The following is a 22,694-nucleotide window of genomic DNA, read 5'->3' on the forward strand; positions in this document are numbered from 1 at the left end:
TTAAGGGGCAGTTATACTTCTATATTTCATAATCAATGACTTATTCCAAGCTCTCTCATTTTTAGTCTATAAAGACTTGCCACATCCCTATAGTCTTTACTATACATTTCAGATTTTGAAGCGTCTACAAACATACGAATGCCCCAACCAGAATCATAGATAAAGACAATATAGCAGACGCTTCCATCTGTACGTCTGTAGTAGCTTACTTCGCCTAATTTATCTTCATAGTGATTTCCCCAATCCATTGTATTATCCCAATGACTATATACAGGATTATATTGATTCCCCTCTTTAAAATCCAAAGTCAAATACTTGGTTTTTCTATAAAAACGGATCTGATACTCTTCATATCGCTCCAAAGAATCCAGACACATATTCTTCCAAAAATACGTCTCTAAGCATTGCCTTATATTTTGTTCCAGATACGGAGCATTATCCACCAATACTGTGTGGTATACTGATTTCGTTCCTGAATCCGAGACTGTTGTATCAGCCTCTAAAACATCACACCTTATTGGTGCAACAACAATATCTCTTCTAAAGTGAAAGATTACGCTCATCACTATGAAAGAGAGAAATGCCAGCCCAATAAAATTCTTCTTATGTCGCATTATATGTCACTTTAATTGGCCTTGTATTATAAATTCTTTCGACATCACACTAAGCTGGGTATACTTACGGGATACAATCTCTTTATTGGGGACGTACGAATCCAAATGTTTAGCCGGCGAATCTCCTGCCACCTTTGTCTCTTTCTTTGGTGCTTCTAAATAAACCTCATTGAAAGAATAGACCTTGGCGCGCTCCTTGTTGAAGACTGGCACCTCCACTCGAATTTACTTCTTAGGTTCTTGATAACGTTCGATGTCTCGTTGGAGATACTGCCTAAACGTAGGAAACTCCTTGTCAGTATATTCGAGGATGCGATCGAGAGCACCTTTCGGGATGCGATCCAAGCGTATGAGTTGGTCGTATTCCCCAAACTTCGGATAGTCCACCCAGAGTAGCTCTAGCTCTTCGGCTGAGATGGGGGGATGTTCTGTTGTAATCATCTCAAATGTCCCATCATAAGCTTCCCCCTGATAGATAACAGACGAGCATCCACCTTCGTGGGTATACGAGAAATCGATACGGCGCATCCTTTTGTCTGTGCCTGGGTAGCATTCAAATAAGAAAATTGCTTTTAGAAATAGCTTGCCATTCTGGTTGCGTTGCTCTCGATACTGAAAAGTCAAATAGTCATCGTAGTTATCCCTCAAGAAATCCAAACCGAAGTATCCCACATTGGACTCAATGGCGCAGTAGGGGCTGTCATCCTCATTGAGAATCGTTGCAAAGTAAACCTTTTGTTGCTCATGCGCTTCGCGAGAGGCCAGTTCTAAAAGACCTTCCTTATTCTTTCGACGAGAGTAGCGAGTCTTGTTGTAGCCATCTAAAACCTTAAGTGCTTCTTCATCCGTCAATGGACGAAGCCATATCGTGTTCCAACGGTTTAGTAGAGTCTTCATTTGTTGTATATATGGTTGTTAGTATCTCGAATCTTTATTCCTTTGAGATTTGCATAATTTATCACCTCCGTAGGTACGGCTTTGTGCTGCTCGGGCACTTCAAGAAACATCTGTCCTTTGAGTTTTTCACCGAAACCCTACTATTTCTATAACGAAGTATGGTTATGATAATACTCTCGTTGAAAATCTCGCCAATCTCGCATCAGTTCATAAACCTCTTCGATAGGGATAACAGCTTCTACCCGGTCGTCTTCGTAGACATTCTTAACTACCGCTTTTTCTCTATCACACTCTATCATATACACCTCAAAGCCAAACCCTTCATAAAAGTCGACTTCGCCATTTAGAACCGCTTCAATCTCTCCGACAATCTCTTCAACGTAATCTAAAGATAGATGAACGATTTCATCCTGAAAGAAGCTTCCATACTTTTCTGGATTCTCTATAACAACTGATGGATAGCTATTTTTTCTACCATCACCATCCATATAGACTGTTTTCTTGAAAGAATAATGCATAATCACTCTGTTTATATCGGATAATACGAACTTATCTCACCTTCCTCTTAAAGAAAATGATTGTAACATTCCATCCTTGGACTTCCCTGTATAGGTATTTCTTGTATCAGGTTTCTTCCCATAGTTGTTTGTTATTGCATGCTCTACTATACCATGACATTCGATTAAGTATGTCATCTGGTGTAAAGCGTTTAGATCATTGATATTACGTTGAAGACGAATGTATAGCGATTGAAATAATTCCTTTATCCAGGTCTTTTCCTTTTCCTCTGATACATTATAACTCAAATATAGTTCTATCACTCCTTCTCTCATCATTTGGTATTTACTCCCCAAAAAGGAAAAGAACAGTTCTTTAGCATTTGACTTCATCTCTCTAAAATTCTACTTTCCATAAATTTCCCCATAGCAGGAGGGTATGTATACTGCGGTAGGTGAGGAAGCACGAAGTCCACACATACTCATCCGCATTGTTTGTCTAAGCAGAAGACTTCTATATTTCATAATCAATGACTTATTCCAAGCTCTCTCATTTTTAGTCTATAAAGACTTGCCACATCCCTATAGTCTTTACTATACATTTCAGATTTTGAAGCGTCTACAAACATACGAACCCCCCAACCTGAATCATAGATAATGACAATATAGAAGACACTTCCATCTGTACGTCTGTAGTAGCTTACTTCGCCTAATTCATCTTCATAGTGATTTCCCCAATCCATTGTATTATCCCAATGACTATATACAGGATTATATTGATTCCCCTCTTTAAAATCCAAAGTCAAATACTTGGTTTTTCTATAAAAACGGATCTGATACTCTTCATATCGCTCCAAAGAATCCAGACACATATTCTTCCCAAAATACGTCTCTAAGCATTGCCTTATATTTTGTTCCAGATACGGAGCATTATCCACCAATACTGTGTGGTATACTGATTTCGTTCCTGAATCCGAGACTGTTGTATCAGCCTCTAAAACATCACACCTTATTGGTGCAACAACAATATCTCTTCTAAAGTGAAAGATTACGCTCATCACTATGAAAGAGAGAAATGCCAGCCCAATAAAATTCTTCTTATGTCGCATTATATGTCACTTTAATTGGCCTTGTATTATAAATTCTTTCGACATCACACTAAGCTGGGTATACTTACGGGATACAATCTCTTTATTGGGGACGTACGAATCCAAATGTTTAGCCGGCGAATCTCCTGCCACCTTTGTCTCTTTCTTTGGTGCTTCTAAATAAACCTCATTGAAAGAATAGACCTTGGCGCGCTCCTTGTTGAAGACTGGCACCTCCACTCGAATTTACTTCTTAGGTTCTTGATAACGTTCGATGTCTCGTTGGAGATACTGCCTAAACGTAGGAAACTCCTTGTCAGTATATTCGAGGATGCGATCGAGAGCACCTTTCGGGATGCGATCCAAGCGTATGAGTTGGTCGTATTCCCCAAACTTCGGATAGTCCACCCAGAGTAGCTCTAGCTCTTCGGCTGAGATGGGGGGATGTTCTGTTGTAATCATCTCAAATGTCCCATCATAAGCTTCCCCCTGATAGATAACAGACGAGCATCCACCTTCGTGGGTATACGAGAAATCGATACGGCGCATCCTTTTGTCTGTGCCTGGGTAGCATTCAAATAAGAAAATTGCTTTTAGAAATAGCTTGCCATTCTGGTTGCGTTGCTCTCGATACTGAAAAGTCAAATAGTCATCGTAGTTATCCCTCAAGAAATCCAAACCGAAGTATCCCACATTGGACTCAATGGCGCAGTAGGGGCTGTCATCCTCATTGAGAATCGTTGCAAAGTAAACCTTTTGTTGCTCATGCGCTTCGCGAGAGGCCAGTTCTAAAAGACCTTCCTTATTCTTTCGACGAGAGTAGCGAGTCTTGTTGTAGCCATCTAAAACCTTAAGTGCTTCTTCATCCGTCAATGGACGAAGCCATATCGTGTTCCAACGGTTTAGTAGAGTCTTCATTTGTTGTATATATGGTTGTTAGTATCTCGAATCTTTATTCCTTTGAGATTTGCATAATTTATCACCTCCGTAGGTACGGCTTTGTGCTGCTCGGGCACTTCAAGAAACATCTGTCCTTTGAGTTTTTCACCGAAACCCTACTATTTCTATAACGAAGTATGGTTATGATAATACTCTCGTTGAAAATCTCGCCAATCTCGCATCAGTTCATAAACCTCTTCGATAGGGATAACAGCTTCTACCCGGTCGTCTTCGTAGACATTCTTAACTACCGCTTTTTCTCTATCACACTCTATCATATACACCTCAAAGCCAAACCCTTCATAAAAGTCGACTTCGCCATTTAGAACCGCTTCAATCTCTCCGACAATCTCTTCAACGTAATCTAAAGATAGATGAACGATTTCATCCTGAAAGAAGCTTCCATACTTTTCTGGATTCTCTATAACAACTGATGGATAGCTATTTTTTCTACCATCACCATCCATATAGACTGTTTTCTTGAAAGAATAATGCATAATCACTCTGTTTATATCGGATAATACGAACTTATCTCACCTTCCTCTTAAAGAAAATGATTGTAACATTCCATCCTTGGACTTCCCTGTATAGGTATTTCTTGTATCAGGTTTCTTCCCATAGTTGTTTGTTATTGCATGCTCTACTATACCATGACATTCGATTAAGTATGTCATCTGGTGTAAAGCGTTTAGATCATTGATATTACGTTGAAGACGAATGTATAGCGATTGAAATAATTCCTTTATCCAGGTCTTTTCCTTTTCCTCTGATACATTATAACTCAAATATAGTTCTATCACTCCTTCTCTCATCATTTGGTATTTACTCCCCAAAAAGGAAAAGAACAGTTCTTTAGCATTTGACTTCATCTCTCTAAAATTCTACTTTCCATAAATTTCCCCATAGCAGGAGGGTATGTATACTGCGGTAGGTGAGGAAGCACGAAGTCCACACATACTCATCCGCATTGTTTGTCTAAGCAGAAGACTTCTATATTTCATAATCAATGACTTATTCCAAGCTCTCTCATTTTTAGTCTATAAAGACTTGCCACATCCCTATAGTCTTTACTATACATTTCAGATTTTGAAGCGTCTACAAACATACGAACCCCCCAACCTGAATCATAGATAATGACAATATAGAAGACACTTCCATCTGTACGTCTGTAGTAGCTTACTTCGCCTAATTCATCTTCATAGTGATTTCCCCAATCCATTGTATTATCCCAATGACTATATACAGGATTATATTGATTCCCCTCTTTAAAATCCAAAGTCAAATACTTGGTTTTTCTATAAAAACGGATCTGATACTCTTCATATCGCTCCAAAGAATCCAGACACATATTCTTCCCAAAATACGTCTCTAAGCATTGCCTTATATTTTGTTCCAGATACGGAGCATTATCCACCAATACTGTGTGGTATACTGATTTCGTTCCTGAATCCGAGACTGTTGTATCAGCCTCTAAAACATCACACCTTATTGGTGCAACAACAATATCTCTTCTAAAGTGAAAGATTACGCTCATCACTATGAAAGAGAGAAATGCCAGCCCAATAAAATTCTTCTTATGTCGCATTATATGTCACTTTAATTGGCCTTGTATTATAAATTCTTTCGACATCACACTAAGCTGGGTATACTTACGGGATACAATCTCTTTATTGGGGACGTACGAATCCAAATGTTTAGCCGGCGAATCTCCTGCCACCTTTGTCTCTTTCTTTGGTGCTTCTAAATAAACCTCATTGAAAGAATAGACCTTGGCGCGCTCCTTGTTGAAGACTGGCACCTCCACTCGAATTTACTTCTTAGGTTCTTGATAACGTTCGATGTCTCGTTGGAGATACTGCCTAAACGTAGGAAACTCCTTGTCAGTATATTCGAGGATGCGATCGAGAGCACCTTTCGGGATGCGATCCAAGCGTATGAGTTGGTCGTATTCCCCAAACTTCGGATAGTCCACCCAGAGTAGCTCTAGCTCTTCGGCTGAGATGGGGGGATGTTCTGTTGTAATCATCTCAAATGTCCCATCATAAGCTTCCCCCTGATAGATAACAGACGAGCATCCACCTTCGTGGGTATACGAGAAATCGATACGGCGCATCCTTTTGTCTGTGCCTGGGTAGCATTCAAATAAGAAAATTGCTTTTAGAAATAGCTTGCCATTCTGGTTGCGTTGCTCTCGATACTGAAAAGTCAAATAGTCATCGTAGTTATCCCTCAAGAAATCCAAACCGAAGTATCCCACATTGGACTCAATGGCGCAGTAGGGGCTGTCATCCTCATTGAGAATCGTTGCAAAGTAAACCTTTTGTTGCTCATGCGCTTCGCGAGAGGCCAGTTCTAAAAGACCTTCCTTATTCTTTCGACGAGAGTAGCGAGTCTTGTTGTAGCCATCTAAAACCTTAAGTGCTTCTTCATCCGTCAATGGACGAAGCCATATCGTGTTCCAACGGTTTAGTAGAGTCTTCATTTGTTGTATATATGGTTGTTAGTATCTCGAATCTTTATTCCTTTGAGATTTGCATAATTTATCACCTCCGTAGGTACGGCTTTGTGCTGCTCGGGCACTTCAAGAAACATCTGTCCTTTGAGTTTTTCACCGAAACCCTACTATTTCTATAACGAAGTATGGTTATGATAATACTCTCGTTGAAAATCTCGCCAATCTCGCATCAGTTCATAAACCTCTTCGATAGGGATAACAGCTTCTACCCGGTCGTCTTCGTAGACATTCTTAACTACCGCTTTTTCTCTATCACACTCTATCATATACACCTCAAAGCCAAACCCTTCATAAAAGTCGACTTCGCCATTTAGAACCGCTTCAATCTCTCCGACAATCTCTTCAACGTAATCTAAAGATAGATGAACGATTTCATCCTGAAAGAAGCTTCCATACTTTTCTGGATTCTCTATAACAACTGATGGATAGCTATTTTTTCTACCATCACCATCCATATAGACTGTTTTCTTGAAAGAATAATGCATAATCACTCTGTTTATATCGGATAATACGAACTTATCTCACCTTCCTCTTAAAGAAAATGATTGTAACATTCCATCCTTGGACTTCCCTGTATAGGTATTTCTTGTATCAGGTTTCTTCCCATAGTTGTTTGTTATTGCATGCTCTACTATACCATGACATTCGATTAAGTATGTCATCTGGTGTAAAGCGTTTAGATCATTGATATTACGTTGAAGACGAATGTATAGCGATTGAAATAATTCCTTTATCCAGGTCTTTTCCTTTTCCTCTGATACATTATAACTCAAATATAGTTCTATCACTCCTTCTCTCATCATTTGGTATTTACTCCCCAAAAAGGAAAAGAACAGTTCTTTAGCATTTGACTTCATCTCTCTAAAATTCTACTTTCCATAAATTTCCCCATAGCAGGAGGGTATGTATACTGCGGTAGGTGAGGAAGCACGAAGTCCACACATACTCATCCGCATTGTTTGTCTAAGCAGAAGACTTCTATATTTCATAATCAATGACTTATTCCAAGCTCTCTCATTTTTAGTCTATAAAGACTTGCCACATCCCTATAGTCTTTACTATACATTTCAGATTTTGAAGCGTCTACAAACATACGAACCCCCCAACCTGAATCATAGATAATGACAATATAGAAGACACTTCCATCTGTACGTCTGTAGTAGCTTACTTCGCCTAATTCATCTTCATAGTGATTTCCCCAATCCATTGTATTATCCCAATGACTATATACAGGATTATATTGATTCCCCTCTTTAAAATCCAAAGTCAAATACTTGGTTTTTCTATAAAAACGGATCTGATACTCTTCATATCGCTCCAAAGAATCCAGACACATATTCTTCCCAAAATACGTCTCTAAGCATTGCCTTATATTTTGTTCCAGATACGGAGCATTATCCACCAACACTATGTGGTATACTGATTTTATTCTTGAATTCGAGAAAGTTGTATCAGCCTCTAAAATATCACACCTTATTGGTTCAACAACAATGTCTCTTCTAAAGTGAAAGGTTACGCCCATCACGATGAAACAGAGAAATGCCAGTCCAATAAGACTCTTCTTGTGTCGCATTGTATATATCAGTTTAATTGACCTTGTATTGTAATTTCTTCCGACATCATTGTCACAAAGGGTTTACAGGACTCTAAATTGTGGGTAAGCTCCAATATTTTTATGGAAATGACCAAAAGCCAACAAGAATAATAAAGCTTATAGAGTCACAAATATCCGAATTATTCTCGAATTTCCCTCCTTAGGAAGTTGTTTTAACACTTGCGCCGAAGCAATGTCTAGACTAAGGATTGCATGGATATCGCAAGAGATGAAATAGTACGTCGGACATCGTTCCGAAAATCTCCAACGTTTTCTGAAAAACCTCCCACGTTTTTGGAAAAATCTCCCACGTTTTTGGAGAAACGTCGGAGACAATCCCTAATCGATCATTAGACCGTTATAGTGCAGATTGTTATAGAGAAGACAACTTCCTGGCATCTTTCATTTTCTTGTTGGCATCTTGCTTCTCGTCAGTTCTCGACGTAGCCTGCTACGCCTTCAAACTAACGAGAAACAATCTGCTCAACAATCCAATAAAATCTGTGCAGAATCTAATGACCGATTGGGGATAATTTCTTTTTTGTCGGACCCTTTGTCGTAGCCATTGAGAGGAAAAATAGTAGACGAAAGACGAAATGTTGTCGTTTGTGAAAAATGTGCATTGGGGTGCCTCTCGCGCGTACGCGCGCACGCACACTACAGGAGTTTTGCACTTTTTGCTTTCACAACCTTCACAGAAAACTCTGTAATAAGTTGATGTACAATGAATAAGGCGATATTTTCGGACAAAAATTAACAATCGAGCGATGAAATGCCTTTGACGGACCCGAAAAGCGGAAAAAGAGAGCTCGTAGAGGGACAAGAAAGAGAGGCAAGCTAAGAAAACAAAATCGTATGAAATTGGGGCTATCGGTGAAGGTTGTGAAAGCAAAAAGTCAAAAACCCTAGGGATGCGCGCGTGTCACACGCGTGGGCGAGAAACGCCCCATAAGAAAATCTCGAAATATCGCAGGTTTTACAAGGCAGCTAGATTAGTTTGCATCTTTTACACCTGCAAACCTGCGTTTTTTAAGTTCGTTAATACAGATATCTACAGACTGCGCAACCTGCAAAAGAAACAATACCCTTCTCTCACTTTTAGGCGCAGGAGAGTGAGCGAAAACTTAAATCAATCAATATGAAAGACTTATCTTCCACTATTCACCTCGTCTTTGCCCTCATCGTTCTGCTCATCATGGGCAGTTGCACCACCACTCGCGAGATTCACCACCAAATCACGCTGCACGACACCGTGCGTCTCAGCCAACACGATACTGTGCGACAATGGCACATTCAGCACGATAGTATTTTTCTTCACGACAGTGTTTACTGGCAAGGCAACCAAATGGTGAAAGAGCGAACACACGAACATTGGCACTTCGTGCATGACACCCTGCATCGGGTACATCTCGATACCATGTTTCGGGCTAGAGATCGGCAAGAACAACAACGCACTGCCACGTCGACGACTCCGCGTGACTCACTCACCTCTGCCCTACTCTTTGCCCTCATCGGCATTGCAGTGGGGGGAATGTTGAGAGGATACCTCCGAAAATAAGATCTATAACGCTCTGATGACCGATTTAGAATAATACCAAATCGGCTGTGGCAAAACAGATCTTACCACAGCCGAGCTGGATTATTTTTGGGGAAGGTGACATTCACAAAAAACTCTAGAGCGCAAGCGTGTGCCATGCCTCCCAGGCGGCTTCTGCCTGAAGGTGCAACATTTCGAGTCCATTTTTCACGACAGCCCCTTGCGCTTTGCCCAACTGCATGAAGCGCGTTTCGAGGGGATTGTAGACTAAGTCGTACAGCACATGCGCTGACGTGAGCCAAGCATAAGGGATGGCTGGCGCTTCCTCTACTTTGGGGTGCATGCCTAGCGGAGTGGTATTGACCACGAGAGGATGCGTTTTCATCGTTTCGGGCGTGAGAGCATCGTAAGTGAGCACCGGTACCACTGCTCCACCCACTTCCACACCTTGGGGCAAGGGATAACGACTCACATAGGTGGGATGAATGCCTAACTTTCGGAGCGCAACAATGACCGCTCGTGATGCTCCACCTGTGCCCAACACAAGGGCACGCTGGATGTCGGGACGAAGCAAGGGGCGCAGACTCTCTGTGAATCCTACCCAATCGGAATTATCGCCCAATAGTCGCACTTCACCGTCATCACTGCGCACGATACGCACCACATTGACGGCTCCTATCCCAGTAGCAGCAGGCGACAAAGCATCGAGTTGCGCAATGATGGTTTGCTTGTGAGGGATAGTTACATTGAACCCACGTAAATCGGGATGTGCCATTGCCCACTGGTGCAAATCGGGCAGTTGCTCCATTTGAAAGTTTTCGTAAGTGGCAGCAATGCTTTCACGTGAGAACTTTTCCGCAAAGTATTTTGCAGAAAAACTATGCCCAAGCGGAAAGCCGATGAGCCCATATACATCGATAAAGGCAGTACCTTGGGAAGAAGGAGAAAGCGAGTGAGCCATAACTCTTTGCTACAAAGCTATTTCTCCGCCGTGTAGAGCGTGGAGAGTCCGAAAGTGAAACGGCGGAATTTCACCGATTGAAAACCCGCTTTTTCGATGATTCCTTGCATCACTTCGCCTTGTGGGAAGGCTTCCATCGTAGCAGGCAGATAAGAATAGGCTCGGCTGTCGCGTGAAACGAGTTTTCCCACCAAGGGCATCCACACATGGGCATAGAGCCAGAAGAGCTGTTTCATAGGGAAGCGAACTGGACTGGTGAGTTCGATGATGACGAGTCGTCCACCTGGTTTGAGCACACGGAGCATCTCGCGAAGTCCTCGGTCGAGATCTTCAAAGTTACGCACACCGTAAGCCACAGTGACGGCATCGAAAGTGTTATCCTCGAAAGAAAGTGCCATGCAGTCTTCCTTTTGTAGCGTGATGATGTCGGACTTTCCAGCGCGCTCCACTTTCTCACGACCTACACTGAGCATCCCTTCTGAGAGGTCAGCTCCGATGAGTGATTGCGGCTGCAGACGGTCCACAGCCATAAGGGCGAAATCGCCTGTGCCAGTGGCTACATCTAGGATGCGCTGCGGAGCGTAGGGCTTCAAAGAGTCGATAGCTGCCTTGCGCCATGAGTGGTCGATGCCCAGTGAGAGGGTGTGATTGAGAAAATCGTAGGAATGTGCGATTTGGTCGAACATACGTTCCACCTGTTCGCCTTTTGCTCCTTCGTTGGAGTAAGGCTTTATGCTTTCTTGCTGATATTTCATTGCAAAGTTTGTGCGTTATGGCTTATTCTTCGGAGAAATCTTTCATGATTTCACGATAAGCACTGTAAAGTTCTGAGCGGCTCACATAGCCCACAAAGCGGTTTTCGGTGTTGACCACAGGGAGTGTGCCAGCATCATCGACTTGGAATTTGTCCATAATGGCAAGCATACCATCATCGGTGCGCAGGGTGGCTGAAGGTTGCGACATGAGACCGCGCACAGTGAAGGTGTTGTAGAGTTCGCTACGGAAGATGATATGACGGATGTTGTTGAGATTGATTTGCCCCAATAAAGCTCCATCAGGACTGCACACAGCGAAATGGAGACGCTTGCTGGAAGAAACGATTTGCAACATATCACCGAGTGAGGTTTCTGGATCCAGCACCGGACGGGTCTTGTCGATGACATCATCGAGATTCATCAAGGCAATGACCGCCTGGTCTTTGTGGTGCGAAAGGAGTTGTCCACGACGTGCCAAACGCATGGCATAGATGCTGTGGGGTTCGATGCTGCGCACGAGGCTATAGCTCACTGAAGAGACTATCATCAGCGGCACGAGGAGTTGATAACCGCCAGTGAGTTCGGCAATGAGAAAGATGCCAGTGAGAGGGGCATGGAACACAGCACTCATCACTGCAGCCATGCCATAAAGGGTGGCGTTGGTGGTGGGAAGAACGATGCCAAAGGGCTGTACGAGATTCCACACTCCAGCAAAGACGAAGCCTGTGACTCCCCCGAGGAAGATGGAGGGCGCAAACGTACCACCGCAACCGCCTCCCCCCGTGGTGGCTGTGGAAGCAAAGACTTTCACCAAAGCCACGAGCGCGAGGAAGACGAGCAAATACTGGTCGTGTCCATAGAAGAGCGAATTGTTCATCACAGAGGAGGCATCGCTCATGCCATGACTATTGAGCAAGGTAGAAATCGTGGAATAGCCTTCCCCATAGAGCGGTGGGAAGAGGAAGATGAGGGCTGCCAATACCGATGCTCCGAGGGCAAAACGCACCATCATGTTTTTGCACTTGGCAAAGACTTGCTCAAAAGCATTCATGGAGCGTGTGAAATAGAGAGCAACGAAGCCGCAAACCAGTCCTAACAAGATGGTGCTGGGCACGCGTTCCACGACAAAGGGATCGTTGAGATCGAAGTGGAACATGGTGGCATTGCCCGAAAGAAAATAGCTGATGCAAGCGGCTGTGGTGCAGGAGATGAGCAAGGGGACGAGCGACCACATGGTGAGGTCGATCATCAACACTTCGATGGTGAACACGAGTCCTGTGATGGGGGCTTTGTAAATGCCGGCGATGGCTCCCGCTGCTCCACACCCCACGAGAAGCATGATGGTGCGGTGGTCTTGGTGAAACCAGCAACCGATGCGGCTGCCAATAGCTGAACCCGTGAGCACAACGGGGGATTCGGCTCCGACCGATCCACCAAAACCGATGGTGATGCCGGAAGCGACAATGGACGACCACATGTTGTGCGAACGGATGTGCCCTTGGTTGCGCGAGATGGCGTAAAGGATTTTGGTGATACCATGACCGATGTTGTCACGCACTATAAACTTGATGAAGAGTGCGGAAATGATGATGCCGACTACAGGATAGATGAGGTAGAGGGCATTGGAACTATCGACATTAAAGTTGTGGGTGAGCAAATGCTCTACAAAATGGACAAACCACTTGAGAAGATTTGCCGCTATGCCAGAAGCTACCCCAACCAAAAAACTAAGGATGAGGATGAACTGTTTGTGGGTGATGCTACCGTTGGTGAGCTTCTTGAGCCAATGGGGCATGCGAAGATGCGCCGGCGTGGGAAGCACAGCGATGCTCTCTTTGGTGTTTTCAAAAAATTCTTTGGGAGAAAGAGGCATTTTAGACGTTAGACTTTAGACGTTAGAGATTAGAAGTTAGAGGGCTAGTGATTCTAGTTCTTTAGAGCTTCTAGAGTATCAAGGACGAATCACGGTGACTTCTGAAGATGCCGTGAGTTTGATGATAGACGACGCCGCACCATTGTCGGGTTCATCACGACGGGAGGTGCAGACATAGTCGACTGCAGCAAGGATTTCTGGAGAGATGTCGGCAAAGCAACGGGGGGCAGCTTCTCCACTGATGTTGGCAGAAGTGCTGACCACTGCACGCTTCATGCGCATGCAGAGTTCTTTGCTAAACTCTTCTTGCGTGATGCGCAAAGCTGCACTGCCGTCTTCTGCGAGAAGATTGGGAGCAAGATGGCGCACATTGTCGTAGATAATCGTGAGAGGGCGAGTGGCGCACTCCAGCAGTTGCCAAGCCACTTCAGGGACATCGGGCACATAGAAGTCTACTTTGGCTTCGCTATCTACTAAACTGATGAGAGCTTTGGCATCTTCTCGGTGCTTGATGGCATAGACTTTTGCCACAGCTTCGGGGTTTGTGGCATCACAACCCAAGCCCCAAATGGTGTCGGTGGGATAAAGAATGACGCCACCTTGGTGCATCACGTCGATGGCTTGCTTGATATCTTGTCGTTGTTCGTGAGTGAGCATAATGCAGAGTTTGAAAATGTTGGTGATTGCGTTGAAATCCTTATTAGGATTGCTTTTGACTCCTACCTAGGAAGGGGTATGAGGGGGGCTGGATCGAGATTGTTGCCACAGTTTCCACCAACTGCGTACATTTCGATCGGCACGCGCTAGGATATAAGCCAATGTGAGGAAGAGAACGATGCTCCAACCGAGGGTGGCAACATCATTTCGCGCTGCGGCTTGCGTGGCACGAGGTAAAATCTCTGCACGGATGATGGGATGATAGACAAAAAGGGCAGACGAATAGAAGCCCCAATGCTCCCATCCAAGTCGCAGTGCAGGACGCTGTAACAACGTAGTCCACGGCACTACCGCCATGATGGCAAAGAGGGGAGAAAAGAGCCAGAAGGTGAAATGGAAGGCAGAGCAATAAAGCAACACCAACCCGAGAAGGCTCGTCAACAGAGCTAGACCGCGCTGCAAGATGGGCGAAAGTTGATTTTTCCATTTCGTCATTGTGGCTGCCCCACCCCATCGCGCTGCGCTGATACCCAAAGCAAAGGGAAGGAGGTGACCGAGGGCAGAAACGCGGAGATAACGCAACAATGAACTATCGCTAATCTCTAGGTGAATGTTGGATTCGTTGGCTAACCACATGGCAAGGATGCTCAAGCCTACGATGCTCCATAAAGGGAGAGCCGTTCTCCATCGATAGAAAATACAACGATAGATGAGATAGAACTGTAACATTAAGGAGAAGAACCACCAAGGACCATAGAGCAACGTGTCGAACTCGAAAAAGTTGCCCAAGAAAGCGAGGGTGAGCCAGGGATTGCTCTTTCCGAAACTAAGGGTAAACGTATGCCAATCTATCAAAAAGAAAAGGGCAACCACGAAACCCGGCACCATGAGCCCCCACAATTTCTTCATGTGTTGCCACAGAAAAGGAAGTGTCGAGGGGGCTTGCGTTAGACTTTTCTCATACTTCATCACCAGACCATAACCACTGAGAAAGAGGAAGATGGGCACCCCGTAATGTCCGAAATGGGAAAAGACCGAAGCGATCATGCGCCACACCTCTTGACTGTGGTGAAACTCAAAGAGCACACGCTGGATGTTGCGAGCGGAAAACGTGAACTCGTTTTCTGCTACGGCACCTGGCAAGAGATGCAACAGATTGTGCAACATGATGCTCAAGATGGCGATGCCCTTTAGCAAATGATTATCGGATTTGGTGAGCATATTGAAATAAGAAGATTCGTCGCAACAGAAAGAGATAGACCGCAAAAGCTGATGTCTTAGGGGCGAGAGCTACGCATCACTTCGTCATAATTGATTTTTCCTCGCAACAATCTGCGTTGGGGACGAAATTGGGGAGAGAGTGGATCGCGATGGGCTTTATAATGAGAGGTCTTGATACCTGCAAGCCCTAAGAGGAGATGGGGCAAATCATCGTGAGAGAAGGGATGATGTTGGGCAGTCTGAATGCGCTCGAAGAGTTCGGGGTGCAAACGACGAAACTTTCGACTTCCCCAAATCATGAAAGGAACTTCGTATTCATGTCGAATCACCTCGGCTGAGGGCTGTTCGTCGTGGATGCGACCATAAAGCGGAACGCTTCCATCATAAACTTCTTCTCCATGATCTGAAAAATAGACTACCACGGCATCTTCATTCGCAAAATTCCGCAAGATTCGGTCTACCACTTGATCATTCCAACGCGTGGCATTGTCGTAATGTGCCACAATTTCTCGTTGAGATCGAGTCAAATCGCGGCGTTGAATATCGTGGTAGGTGAAGGTGGTTTGATCGGAAGGATAGCGATGATCGTATTCCATGTGTTGTCCCCAAAGGTGAAACAGATAGAGATTGCGCTCGCCAGAGGTGAAACCTTTCAACAAACTAAGGATGGTGCCATCGTTCTTGCTGCGAAAGGCATTGCGATGATCAAAACAGAGGTTCTCCATCTGTGGATCATTCAAGAAGAAAGAACCGTTGAAATCGATGCTTCCTTGCGAAACGGTGTGGAAGAACTGATTGGAGAGAAAGGCAACCTTGAATCCTGCTCGCTTGAACAAGGTTGGAAAGAGGACGCCTTCCGTCCATCTGCCTCCTTCATCGGCACTTTGAGTGGAGAGAAAGGCTCGAAAAGCATTGCTTGTGATGTTCCATGGAGAAATGACATCATCAAAGACAACCAACTCCCCTCGCTTTGCACGTTCACAGAGTCGTGGTGTCGTGGGCAAGCCATATCCGTAGAGCGCAGCATGATGTTTGTTGTAGCTTTCACCGATGATGACCACGATATTTGGACAACTATTTTCTGCCACCTTCAAAACAGGCAGGTGTTGCATGCGTGCTTTCAGAGCCTCTGTTTCATCAGCAGCCATGCGCACGAGGTGGAGGGCTTGCACACTGCGATAATAGGGGGTAAAGAATTCCGACTCTGCAACGGTCTCTGCATGGTCGCTCTGGCTATTGGAGAAGAATTGCAGCATCTTGAACTGGTGGTTGCACCAAGCTCCCAATGCTCCAATAAACACTCCTAAAACAAGTGCTACAAACAGAGATTTTCCCCAAAGCAGGAAAGGATGCCTGCTTGTTTGGGGGCTAAGCTCGTCTTTCGCTAGGCTGTCGTCACCTTGAACTATGGATTCTTCATCTTGAACTAAGGACTCTTCACCTTGTGTCAAGCGGACTTTTTCCGTGGAATTCTGTTGTTTCTTGCGACAAAGAGGTAACTTTCGCAAGATTCTTCTCCCTCTTCGACAATATCTCGTAGCATCTTTGCGACATAAGCCTCGAAAGGAAAGCAGGTGCCAACATTCTAATAGAAAACTGGTAAAGGAGAGCGAGAGCGTTGCTATAAATACTTGCCAAAAGATGTCGTTGGAGAGCAAGCCTTCCAAAAATTCTCCAGATTCTGCAGGAGTAGTTTCTAGCAAAAGATGGATAACCGTGGGCGAAATGCAAAGATGAAAGCGTTCAAACAAAAAGATTTCCACACTCCATAGCATATATGCGGTGATATATACCATGATTTTCACGAATTGGTGCAGAAATTTCCACTTTCCGTTCGCGGTAATTTGCCCAGACAGCTCCACGAAAGCTGCCGCGAGATAAATATCCATCCACGCCACAAGGGCATAATAGACATAGTCGTGACTCGGACGCTCAGTAATCCACGCATTGCTCAACGCCAATCCCAAAAGCGTAATCACCAAGGCTCGTTGCCGCAGCACGGGACGGACGAGCCACAGAACGCAAGAGGGAAAGAAAGAGAATATCTGAGTCATGACTGAAAGTTTAGTGAAGAGTTTGGGAGAAGAATTCCCAAACTCTCACTATTGACGTGTGTGCTTGACGATGATACTTTGTGGTTAATGATAAAACATTACCGCAAATTTACCTTTTTTCGAGAGGTTATGCAAGTATTCTTGGGCTTTTATATAGTACACAAGAGGAAGAAAAGCACAATCGTAAGCACCTAGGGATAAGTCGCGCGCTTATTTTCGCTGACTTACGGTAACTTGTGGGAAGGGGAAGGAGATGCCCGCTTCATTGAAAGCATGGAACACGGTGAGATTGAAGCCATGCGTCACAGCAAGTACATCGGAAACATTCACCCAAGCGCGGACAAGAATGTCTACACTGCTGGCATTGAGTGCGGACACTCCGATATAAATGTCCTCTGTTTTCATCACACGGTCATCGGCTTCCAAGAGCTGACGAAGAATCACAAGGGCTTTATCCACGTCACTATCATAGTCGATGCCAAAAGTCCATTGCAAACGACGGGTATCTTGGGCTGTAGGGTTGATAATAACCCCACTACTTAACGCTCCATTGGGAATGAAGATGACCTTATTCTCAATAGTGGTGATGACGGTGTGGAAAAGATTTACACTCTTCACGGTTCCTTCTACATTTTGTGCTTGAATGAAGTCACCAATGCCGAAGGGTTTTGTGACGACAATGATGACACCGCCTGCAAGGTTCTGCAACTGACCGCTCAAAGCCATACCTACTGCCAAACCCATGGAGGCAAGAACGGCGGCAAGGCTTACACTCTTCACGCCTAAGATGCTGACAATGCCAATGCCGACCGCGATATAAAGCAGGGCTATGACGATGGAATTGATGAGCGAAACGGCAACCCCTGTCAGATTACGACGATTCATGATGCCTTTCAACAATCGGACGAAAGCATTGATCACCCAACGAGCAACGAAGAAGAAGACGATGGCGAGGAGCACGCGGATGCCGAAATTGATAAGTCCTTCTTTCCATCCTTCAAGCATGGTCAAGAATTTATGCTCATTGAGTTGAATCGGCTTTGTCATCTCCGCTACCACCTCTTTCGTTGGGGTGTTTTGTGAGAGAGAAGTAAAAAGAAATTTGAAAAGAAGGGATTGGAGTTGCATTAACATGAAAGGAGCTAGAAAACAATACGCAAAATCACCCATCTATGCACAAGGCATAGATAGGCGATATGCTGGAATAGGATAATTACTTTTGCAAAGAGATATCCACTCTTCGAACTACTTGCGCAGCTACGTCAGAGTGATTCACACCACAATCGGAAAGAATGATACGACTTTGGTCTACACCATGCTGCAAAAGATAGTTTTGCACCGCTTGTTGGCGTTGTTGAGCAAGTCGAAGATTAAACTTTCGGTTGCCATCGGGCGAAGCATAACCACGCAAAACGATGTTTTCTTGAGGAAAGTCCATAAGGAACTGCAACGTTTCCGCAAGTTTTTGCTTTGCATCAGCGCCCAAACGAGTACTACTCAAATCGAAGAAAACGGAACGTTCGAAGTCGAAAGGTACAACTGCAATGGTAGGGGCTTCCCCTATCCAATTTCCTTTCAGAGAGTCGCTCGTTGTCAAGAGACTAGGATTAGTCTGCATGGAAAGCACTGGTGCGATCCGTTGCATCGCAGGAGTATTCACCTGCACTACTGCATTGGGGCTGGTTTGCAGCTCCTTCAGCTGTGCTTGCAACACTTTGATTTGATGTGCCAAACTATCATCACGCGTTGCATTGACGGGCAGTGGAATAGGCACAACAGTGGTCTGTTTGGTCTTTGCTTCTGGGCGCTTTTTCTCCAGGAGTTGCAACATATAGGCTTGGTCATCGAGCAATTGTTGCAATTCTGGTGAAGTGCTTTGGGGAACATTCGTGAACTGATTAGCCGCTTGCTGAGTCAACAATTTCCGTGTTTGCAACTGTTGACTAATCATTTGTTGAACCAGCTGTTCCAACTGAGCAACGCGAGCCGAGAGTCGAGAGAGAGAATTTGCCTGAACATCTCCATTCGTGGGAGGTGTCAGAGCTTCCACCAACAATTGTGTGTGCAACCAATCTGCCATTTGGCGATTGTGTTGCGCCTTCAATTGTTGTTGCTGGTGCACCATGTTGATGAGGGCAGTGACTAATTGTTCTTCATCAACAGCCAACAAGCTGTCGGATGTAGATAGCGTCACTGTATTTACCGATGTCTCTGGAGAGACATTGGCAGCATGCCCCATCGATGGTAGCAACAACAGGAGGCTACAAAGGCAAAGATGAGAAAATCTTTTCATAAACAGAGGTTTATATGAAACAACACCTTGACGCCTTATTGCGCAACAGCACCGGAGGTGGAAGTGCTATCTGCTTTTGGTGTTTGATCTTGAGTTGCAGTTGCAGAAGTGGCATCTGCAGAAGACGTGGCACGAGTGGTGGTCTTCTTATTAGTCTTTTGTGCTGCCTTATTCTGGAGCAACTGTTGTTGCAATTGTTGAATTTGCTGTTGCAAGAGAAGGATTTGCTGCTGGTTGCTGTTGTCTTGTCCACTCTTTGCTGCAGCATTCATTTGAGGCATGCTGAAGTATTGAGGCAATACTTGTTGAGGAACAGCGTTATTGCGCAATGCCATGATGAGCAAAATCTTGTCGAAATCAGACATTGAGCTGTAAGAACTAGCAGGTTGCACCTGAGTAGGTTGTGTAGCTTGCAGCACGCGTTGTACAATGCGCGCGAGTTGTTCCTCGTTGAGCAAAATCACATTGCCAGTGGTTTGCAAAGGCAAAGTAGACTTCACTTTCGCAGGTACTAGAGGAGTAGCCTCAATCACAACACCAGCGGTGTCAGCTACAACAGCAGTGCGAGTTTTTACTTCGTCATGAACAACAGCAGTATCTACACGAACACGTTCAGCAGAATCTACTGCCACTTGTTGCATTTTCTCCTTCACCAACATACGATCGCGCTCAGCTTGTACCAACTTTTGGTAAGTAGCAGTGCCATTCTTCGCTTTGAGTCCTAAGTTGAAACGAAGCCCCATGCGATACATCCAGTTGACCTTGATGGAAGAAGGATTAGCAGCCTCCGTAAGTTTAGGATTTTCTTGCTCCATGAGCATAGCTTCAGCAGAACCGAAGGCGCTCACCATGCGGTGCAAGGGCACTTCTAATCCACCACCACCAAGTGCAAACCAGCCACTCTTAGCGTTGGCAAAGCGTGCATCATGTTGAGAATACTTGTCATCAACATTCAAATAACCAGCACCCAAAGAGAGATAAGGCGTTACACCGCGAGGTACATTGAGACGAGTCAAAAGGTTAGCTCCATAGATGGAAAGACCTCCATCAAGTTTGGTGCTGAGACCATCGGGTTTATCTGTAGCACGATAGTAGAAACCGCGAACCCCTACGAGTGTAGAGAAGTCAACTCCAGCAGAGAGACCGAGCATCCAAGTATCTCCAAAGTTAGAATTGTCGCGGAAGTTGAGGTAGGCAGCAGAAGGCTCTACTACGAAGCGCAAACCACGGAAACCACCACTAAAAGTTTGGCGATAAGCTCGGCTCACTTCGTCCTTCGCAGCAGGTGCGCCACCAAGGTAGAAATCGAGAGAAGCGAGTCCACTCCAGTTTTGAAGCGTGTTGTTAGTACCAGCCACTACATATTGGCTGCTAGGAGCTGCATTGAAGAACACATTGCGAGCTTCGAGCGTGAGAGCAACTCGAGGAACGATGTTGATTTTCAAACCAGCACCAACATTTCCATAGAGCTGTTCTTCGTGTACACGATGACCAGCGTTAACGACATCATCATAGTGGAATTTGAGCACACCAGCACCACCAATCACATAGGGAGTGAAGCGAGCATTGTTCCAGAGATTGAGCTTGAGATCGCCACCAAAACGTTCGTATGTGATTTTTGAATTTTCGAGTTTACCGGCAAACTCATTGGCTACATTCCAGCCGGTGCCTTGCAATTTACCTTTGAGGTCGAAACTGCGCTCATAGTTACCACGGAGTTCCAAAATGGGTCCGAAGCCAAAGCCAACACGCGCGCCATAGAATGCGGAATTACCTACATTGAGTTGCTTATTCCAGAAGGTGTAACCCGCAGTGGGGCTAACGATGACACTGACATCACTCACTTGAGCTTGCATACACTGAGGAGCAAGCAAAGCGAGGACTGCGAGAGTACTGAGTATAGTTTTTTTCATGTCTAAAAAAATTAGTTTTGAATGATAAGCTGAAAAGCTAAATAATTAAAGCTCACTTTCTTTTAATCGTTCTGCATTTTCTGCCACGATGAGGTGATCTATGCAATCTTGCACGTCACCATCCATAAATGCAGAGAGATTATAAATGGTATAGTTGATACGGTGGTCGGTGATGCGGCCTTGTGGGTAGTTGTAAGTGCGAATCTTTGCCGAACGGTCACCCGTAGACACCAAAGTTTTACGACGAGAAGCGATATCGTCTACATACTTCTGATGCTCTTTGTCGTAGATAAAAGTACGCAAACGAGCGAGTGCGCGTTCCTTATTCTTAGGCTGGTCACGAGTCTCAGTACATTCGATGAGAATTTCTTCGACTACACCAGTATTGGGGTTCTTCCAATTGTAACGCAAGCGCACACCCGACTCCACCTTGTTAACATTCTGTCCACCAGCACCGGAAGAGCGGAAGGTATCCCACTTAATTTCACCTTCATTGATGACAACATCGAAGGCTTCTGCTTCGGGAAGTACAGCTACCGTGGCAGCAGAAGTGTGCACACGACCTTGAGTTTCTGTAGCTGGTACACGTTGCACTCGGTGCACACCACTTTCATATTTGAGCGTGCCATAGACATCGGCGCCAGTAACAGAGCACACAATTTCCTTGTAACCTCCTGCAGCTCCTTCGGAGAAGCTAGAAACTTCGAGTTTCCAGCCCTTTGTCTCACAATACTTGCTATACATGCGGAAGAGGTCGCCAGCAAAAAGCGCAGCTTCATCACCACCTGTGCCACCACGAATTTCAAGAATGGCATTCTTGGCATCTTCAGGATCTTTGGGGACAAGCATGAGCTTGATTTCTTCTTCTAAAGTGGGAATGCGCTCTTCACAAGCAGCCACTTCTTCACGAGCCATTTCCTTCATTTCAGCATCGTCTTCTGTCATGAGAATGCTCTTGCTTTCTGCAAGATTGCCAAGAAGATTGGCATACTCTTGGCGTGCACTCATGAGTTCTTCGAGATCCTTATACTCTTTGGTGAGACGAACATAGCGCTGTTGGTCGGCTATGACTGCTGGGTCAGTGATTAGCGTGGAAACTTCATCGAAACGTGCCACAAGCCCATCGAGCTTTTCGAGAAGTGTTGTTGTTTCAGCCATATATAATGGTAGATTTTTCTATGTTTATGAGTAAATTTGATTGGGCACCAGCATAACAGCTCTTCTAAATGCCCTAATTTGACGAGAGACCACGGAGATCTTCGAAAATATCTCGGAGATTTTCAATT

The 22,694-nt window shown here is 44.8% G+C and carries 21 protein-coding genes; 1 reads left to right on the top strand and 20 read right to left on the bottom strand.

The window, feature by feature from the left end; all coding sequences use genetic code 11:
* Positions 1-32: 32 nt before the first annotated feature.
* The 10 genes from BQ2633_RS03000 to BQ2633_RS03075 all read right to left on the bottom strand — a co-directional run bounded on the left by BQ2633_RS03000 (position 33) and on the right by BQ2633_RS03075 (position 8,123).
* Positions 33-614 (bottom strand): hypothetical protein, encoded by a 582-nt coding sequence (locus tag BQ2633_RS03000; protein WP_075564991.1) that lies wholly within the window; start codon positions 612-614, stop codon positions 33-35.
* 225 nt (positions 615-839) lie between these two features.
* Positions 840-1,511 (bottom strand): hypothetical protein, encoded by a 672-nt coding sequence (locus tag BQ2633_RS03010; RefSeq protein WP_075564994.1) that lies wholly within the window; start codon positions 1,509-1,511, stop codon positions 840-842.
* Positions 1,512-1,657: 146 nt separating this feature from the next.
* Entirely contained in the window at positions 1,658-2,029 is a 372-nt protein-coding gene (locus tag BQ2633_RS03015; protein WP_075564996.1) for a hypothetical protein, read from the bottom strand.
* A 506-nt stretch (positions 2,030-2,535) separates the two neighbouring features.
* A complete protein-coding gene (locus tag BQ2633_RS03025) occupies positions 2,536-3,117 on the bottom strand; it encodes a hypothetical protein (RefSeq protein ID WP_075565000.1) in 582 nt (193 codons plus the stop codon).
* Positions 3,118-3,342: 225 nt separating this feature from the next.
* Positions 3,343-4,014: a hypothetical protein gene (locus BQ2633_RS03035; RefSeq protein WP_075564994.1), complete on the bottom strand. Its 672-nt coding sequence runs from the start codon at positions 4,012-4,014 to the stop codon at positions 3,343-3,345.
* A gap of 146 nt (positions 4,015-4,160) precedes the next feature.
* The gene (locus BQ2633_RS03040; RefSeq protein ID WP_075564996.1) at positions 4,161-4,532 is read right to left on the bottom strand and encodes a hypothetical protein; all 372 of its coding nucleotides are present in this window, start codon (positions 4,530-4,532) and stop codon (positions 4,161-4,163) included.
* Between the two features lie 506 nt (positions 4,533-5,038).
* Positions 5,039-5,620 (bottom strand): hypothetical protein, encoded by a 582-nt coding sequence (locus BQ2633_RS03050; protein WP_075565000.1) that lies wholly within the window; start codon positions 5,618-5,620, stop codon positions 5,039-5,041.
* A gap of 225 nt (positions 5,621-5,845) precedes the next feature.
* Entirely contained in the window at positions 5,846-6,517 is a 672-nt protein-coding gene (locus BQ2633_RS03060) for a hypothetical protein (RefSeq protein ID WP_075564994.1), read from the bottom strand.
* Positions 6,518-6,663: 146 nt separating this feature from the next.
* Complete coding sequence (locus tag BQ2633_RS03065) at positions 6,664-7,035, bottom strand: hypothetical protein (RefSeq protein ID WP_075564996.1); 372 nt, start codon at positions 7,033-7,035, stop codon at positions 6,664-6,666.
* A 506-nt stretch (positions 7,036-7,541) separates the two neighbouring features.
* Positions 7,542-8,123, bottom strand: coding sequence for a hypothetical protein (locus BQ2633_RS03075; RefSeq protein WP_075565002.1), 582 nt, complete (start codon positions 8,121-8,123; stop codon positions 7,542-7,544).
* 1,159 nt (positions 8,124-9,282) lie between these two features.
* Between BQ2633_RS03075 and BQ2633_RS03085 the strand changes: the two genes are divergently transcribed.
* A complete protein-coding gene (locus BQ2633_RS03085) occupies positions 9,283-9,702 on the top strand; it encodes a hypothetical protein (RefSeq protein WP_075565006.1) in 420 nt (139 codons plus the stop codon).
* A gap of 115 nt (positions 9,703-9,817) precedes the next feature.
* Here the strand turns inward: BQ2633_RS03085 and aroE are convergent, their stop codons facing one another.
* The 10 genes from aroE to prfA form a co-directional block, all read right to left on the bottom strand.
* Complete coding sequence (aroE, locus tag BQ2633_RS03090; protein WP_176720130.1) at positions 9,818-10,600, bottom strand: shikimate dehydrogenase; 783 nt, start codon at positions 10,598-10,600, stop codon at positions 9,818-9,820.
* A gap of 59 nt (positions 10,601-10,659) precedes the next feature.
* Positions 10,660-11,397, bottom strand: coding sequence for a bifunctional demethylmenaquinone methyltransferase/2-methoxy-6-polyprenyl-1,4-benzoquinol methylase UbiE (gene ubiE / locus BQ2633_RS03095; protein ID WP_075565009.1), 738 nt, complete (start codon positions 11,395-11,397; stop codon positions 10,660-10,662).
* A gap of 22 nt (positions 11,398-11,419) precedes the next feature.
* Complete coding sequence (locus tag BQ2633_RS03100) at positions 11,420-13,192, bottom strand: chloride channel protein (RefSeq protein ID WP_075567150.1); 1,773 nt, start codon at positions 13,190-13,192, stop codon at positions 11,420-11,422.
* 156 nt (positions 13,193-13,348) lie between these two features.
* Entirely contained in the window at positions 13,349-13,927 is a 579-nt protein-coding gene (locus BQ2633_RS03105) for an L-threonylcarbamoyladenylate synthase (RefSeq protein WP_075565010.1), read from the bottom strand.
* 66 nt (positions 13,928-13,993) lie between these two features.
* The gene (locus tag BQ2633_RS03110) at positions 13,994-15,148 is read right to left on the bottom strand and encodes an acyltransferase family protein (protein ID WP_075565011.1); all 1,155 of its coding nucleotides are present in this window, start codon (positions 15,146-15,148) and stop codon (positions 13,994-13,996) included.
* A gap of 56 nt (positions 15,149-15,204) precedes the next feature.
* A complete protein-coding gene (locus BQ2633_RS03115; RefSeq protein WP_075565012.1) occupies positions 15,205-17,202 on the bottom strand; it encodes a phosphoethanolamine transferase in 1,998 nt (665 codons plus the stop codon).
* A gap of 210 nt (positions 17,203-17,412) precedes the next feature.
* Positions 17,413-18,330, bottom strand: coding sequence for a mechanosensitive ion channel family protein (locus tag BQ2633_RS03120; protein WP_346048058.1), 918 nt, complete (start codon positions 18,328-18,330; stop codon positions 17,413-17,415).
* Positions 18,331-18,415: 85 nt separating this feature from the next.
* Positions 18,416-19,495, bottom strand: coding sequence for an OmpA family protein (locus tag BQ2633_RS03125; protein ID WP_083233920.1), 1,080 nt, complete (start codon positions 19,493-19,495; stop codon positions 18,416-18,418).
* 35 nt (positions 19,496-19,530) lie between these two features.
* Positions 19,531-21,408 (bottom strand): outer membrane beta-barrel protein, encoded by a 1,878-nt coding sequence (locus tag BQ2633_RS03130; protein WP_075565018.1) that lies wholly within the window; start codon positions 21,406-21,408, stop codon positions 19,531-19,533.
* A gap of 45 nt (positions 21,409-21,453) precedes the next feature.
* The gene (prfA, locus tag BQ2633_RS03135; protein WP_075565020.1) at positions 21,454-22,566 is read right to left on the bottom strand and encodes a peptide chain release factor 1; all 1,113 of its coding nucleotides are present in this window, start codon (positions 22,564-22,566) and stop codon (positions 21,454-21,456) included.
* Positions 22,567-22,694: the final 128 nt, after the last annotated feature.

Source organism: Ihuprevotella massiliensis (genome assembly GCA_900095835.1).
GTDB classification, from domain to species: Bacteria; Bacteroidota; Bacteroidia; order Bacteroidales; family Bacteroidaceae; genus Alloprevotella; species Alloprevotella massiliensis.

Excerpts from the sequence above, each read along its gene's own strand:
- BQ2633_RS03000 (WP_075564991.1), bottom strand. The coding sequence starts at position 614 with ATGCGACATAAGAAGAATTTTATTGGGCTGGCATTTCTCTCTTTCATA.
- BQ2633_RS03010 (WP_075564994.1), bottom strand. The coding sequence starts at position 1,511 with ATGAAGACTCTACTAAACCGTTGGAACACGATATGGCTTCGTCCATTG.
- BQ2633_RS03015 (WP_075564996.1), bottom strand. The coding sequence starts at position 2,029 with ATGCATTATTCTTTCAAGAAAACAGTCTATATGGATGGTGATGGTAGA.
- BQ2633_RS03025 (WP_075565000.1), bottom strand. The coding sequence starts at position 3,117 with ATGCGACATAAGAAGAATTTTATTGGGCTGGCATTTCTCTCTTTCATA.
- BQ2633_RS03035 (WP_075564994.1), bottom strand. The coding sequence starts at position 4,014 with ATGAAGACTCTACTAAACCGTTGGAACACGATATGGCTTCGTCCATTG.
- BQ2633_RS03040 (WP_075564996.1), bottom strand. The coding sequence starts at position 4,532 with ATGCATTATTCTTTCAAGAAAACAGTCTATATGGATGGTGATGGTAGA.
- BQ2633_RS03050 (WP_075565000.1), bottom strand. The coding sequence starts at position 5,620 with ATGCGACATAAGAAGAATTTTATTGGGCTGGCATTTCTCTCTTTCATA.
- BQ2633_RS03060 (WP_075564994.1), bottom strand. The coding sequence starts at position 6,517 with ATGAAGACTCTACTAAACCGTTGGAACACGATATGGCTTCGTCCATTG.
- BQ2633_RS03065 (WP_075564996.1), bottom strand. The coding sequence starts at position 7,035 with ATGCATTATTCTTTCAAGAAAACAGTCTATATGGATGGTGATGGTAGA.
- BQ2633_RS03075 (WP_075565002.1), bottom strand. The coding sequence starts at position 8,123 with ATGCGACACAAGAAGAGTCTTATTGGACTGGCATTTCTCTGTTTCATC.
- BQ2633_RS03085 (WP_075565006.1), top strand. The coding sequence starts at position 9,283 with ATGAAAGACTTATCTTCCACTATTCACCTCGTCTTTGCCCTCATCGTT.
- ubiE (WP_075565009.1), bottom strand. The coding sequence starts at position 11,397 with ATGAAATATCAGCAAGAAAGCATAAAGCCTTACTCCAACGAAGGAGCA.
- BQ2633_RS03100 (WP_075567150.1), bottom strand. The coding sequence starts at position 13,192 with ATGCCCCATTGGCTCAAGAAGCTCACCAACGGTAGCATCACCCACAAA.
- BQ2633_RS03105 (WP_075565010.1), bottom strand. The coding sequence starts at position 13,927 with ATGCTCACTCACGAACAACGACAAGATATCAAGCAAGCCATCGACGTG.
- BQ2633_RS03110 (WP_075565011.1), bottom strand. The coding sequence starts at position 15,148 with ATGCTCACCAAATCCGATAATCATTTGCTAAAGGGCATCGCCATCTTG.
- BQ2633_RS03115 (WP_075565012.1), bottom strand. The coding sequence starts at position 17,202 with ATGACTCAGATATTCTCTTTCTTTCCCTCTTGCGTTCTGTGGCTCGTC.
- BQ2633_RS03120 (WP_346048058.1), bottom strand. The coding sequence starts at position 18,330 with ATGCAACTCCAATCCCTTCTTTTCAAATTTCTTTTTACTTCTCTCTCA.
- BQ2633_RS03125 (WP_083233920.1), bottom strand. The coding sequence starts at position 19,495 with ATGAAAAGATTTTCTCATCTTTGCCTTTGTAGCCTCCTGTTGTTGCTA.
- BQ2633_RS03130 (WP_075565018.1), bottom strand. The coding sequence starts at position 21,408 with ATGAAAAAAACTATACTCAGTACTCTCGCAGTCCTCGCTTTGCTTGCT.
- prfA (WP_075565020.1), bottom strand. The coding sequence starts at position 22,566 with ATGGCTGAAACAACAACACTTCTCGAAAAGCTCGATGGGCTTGTGGCA.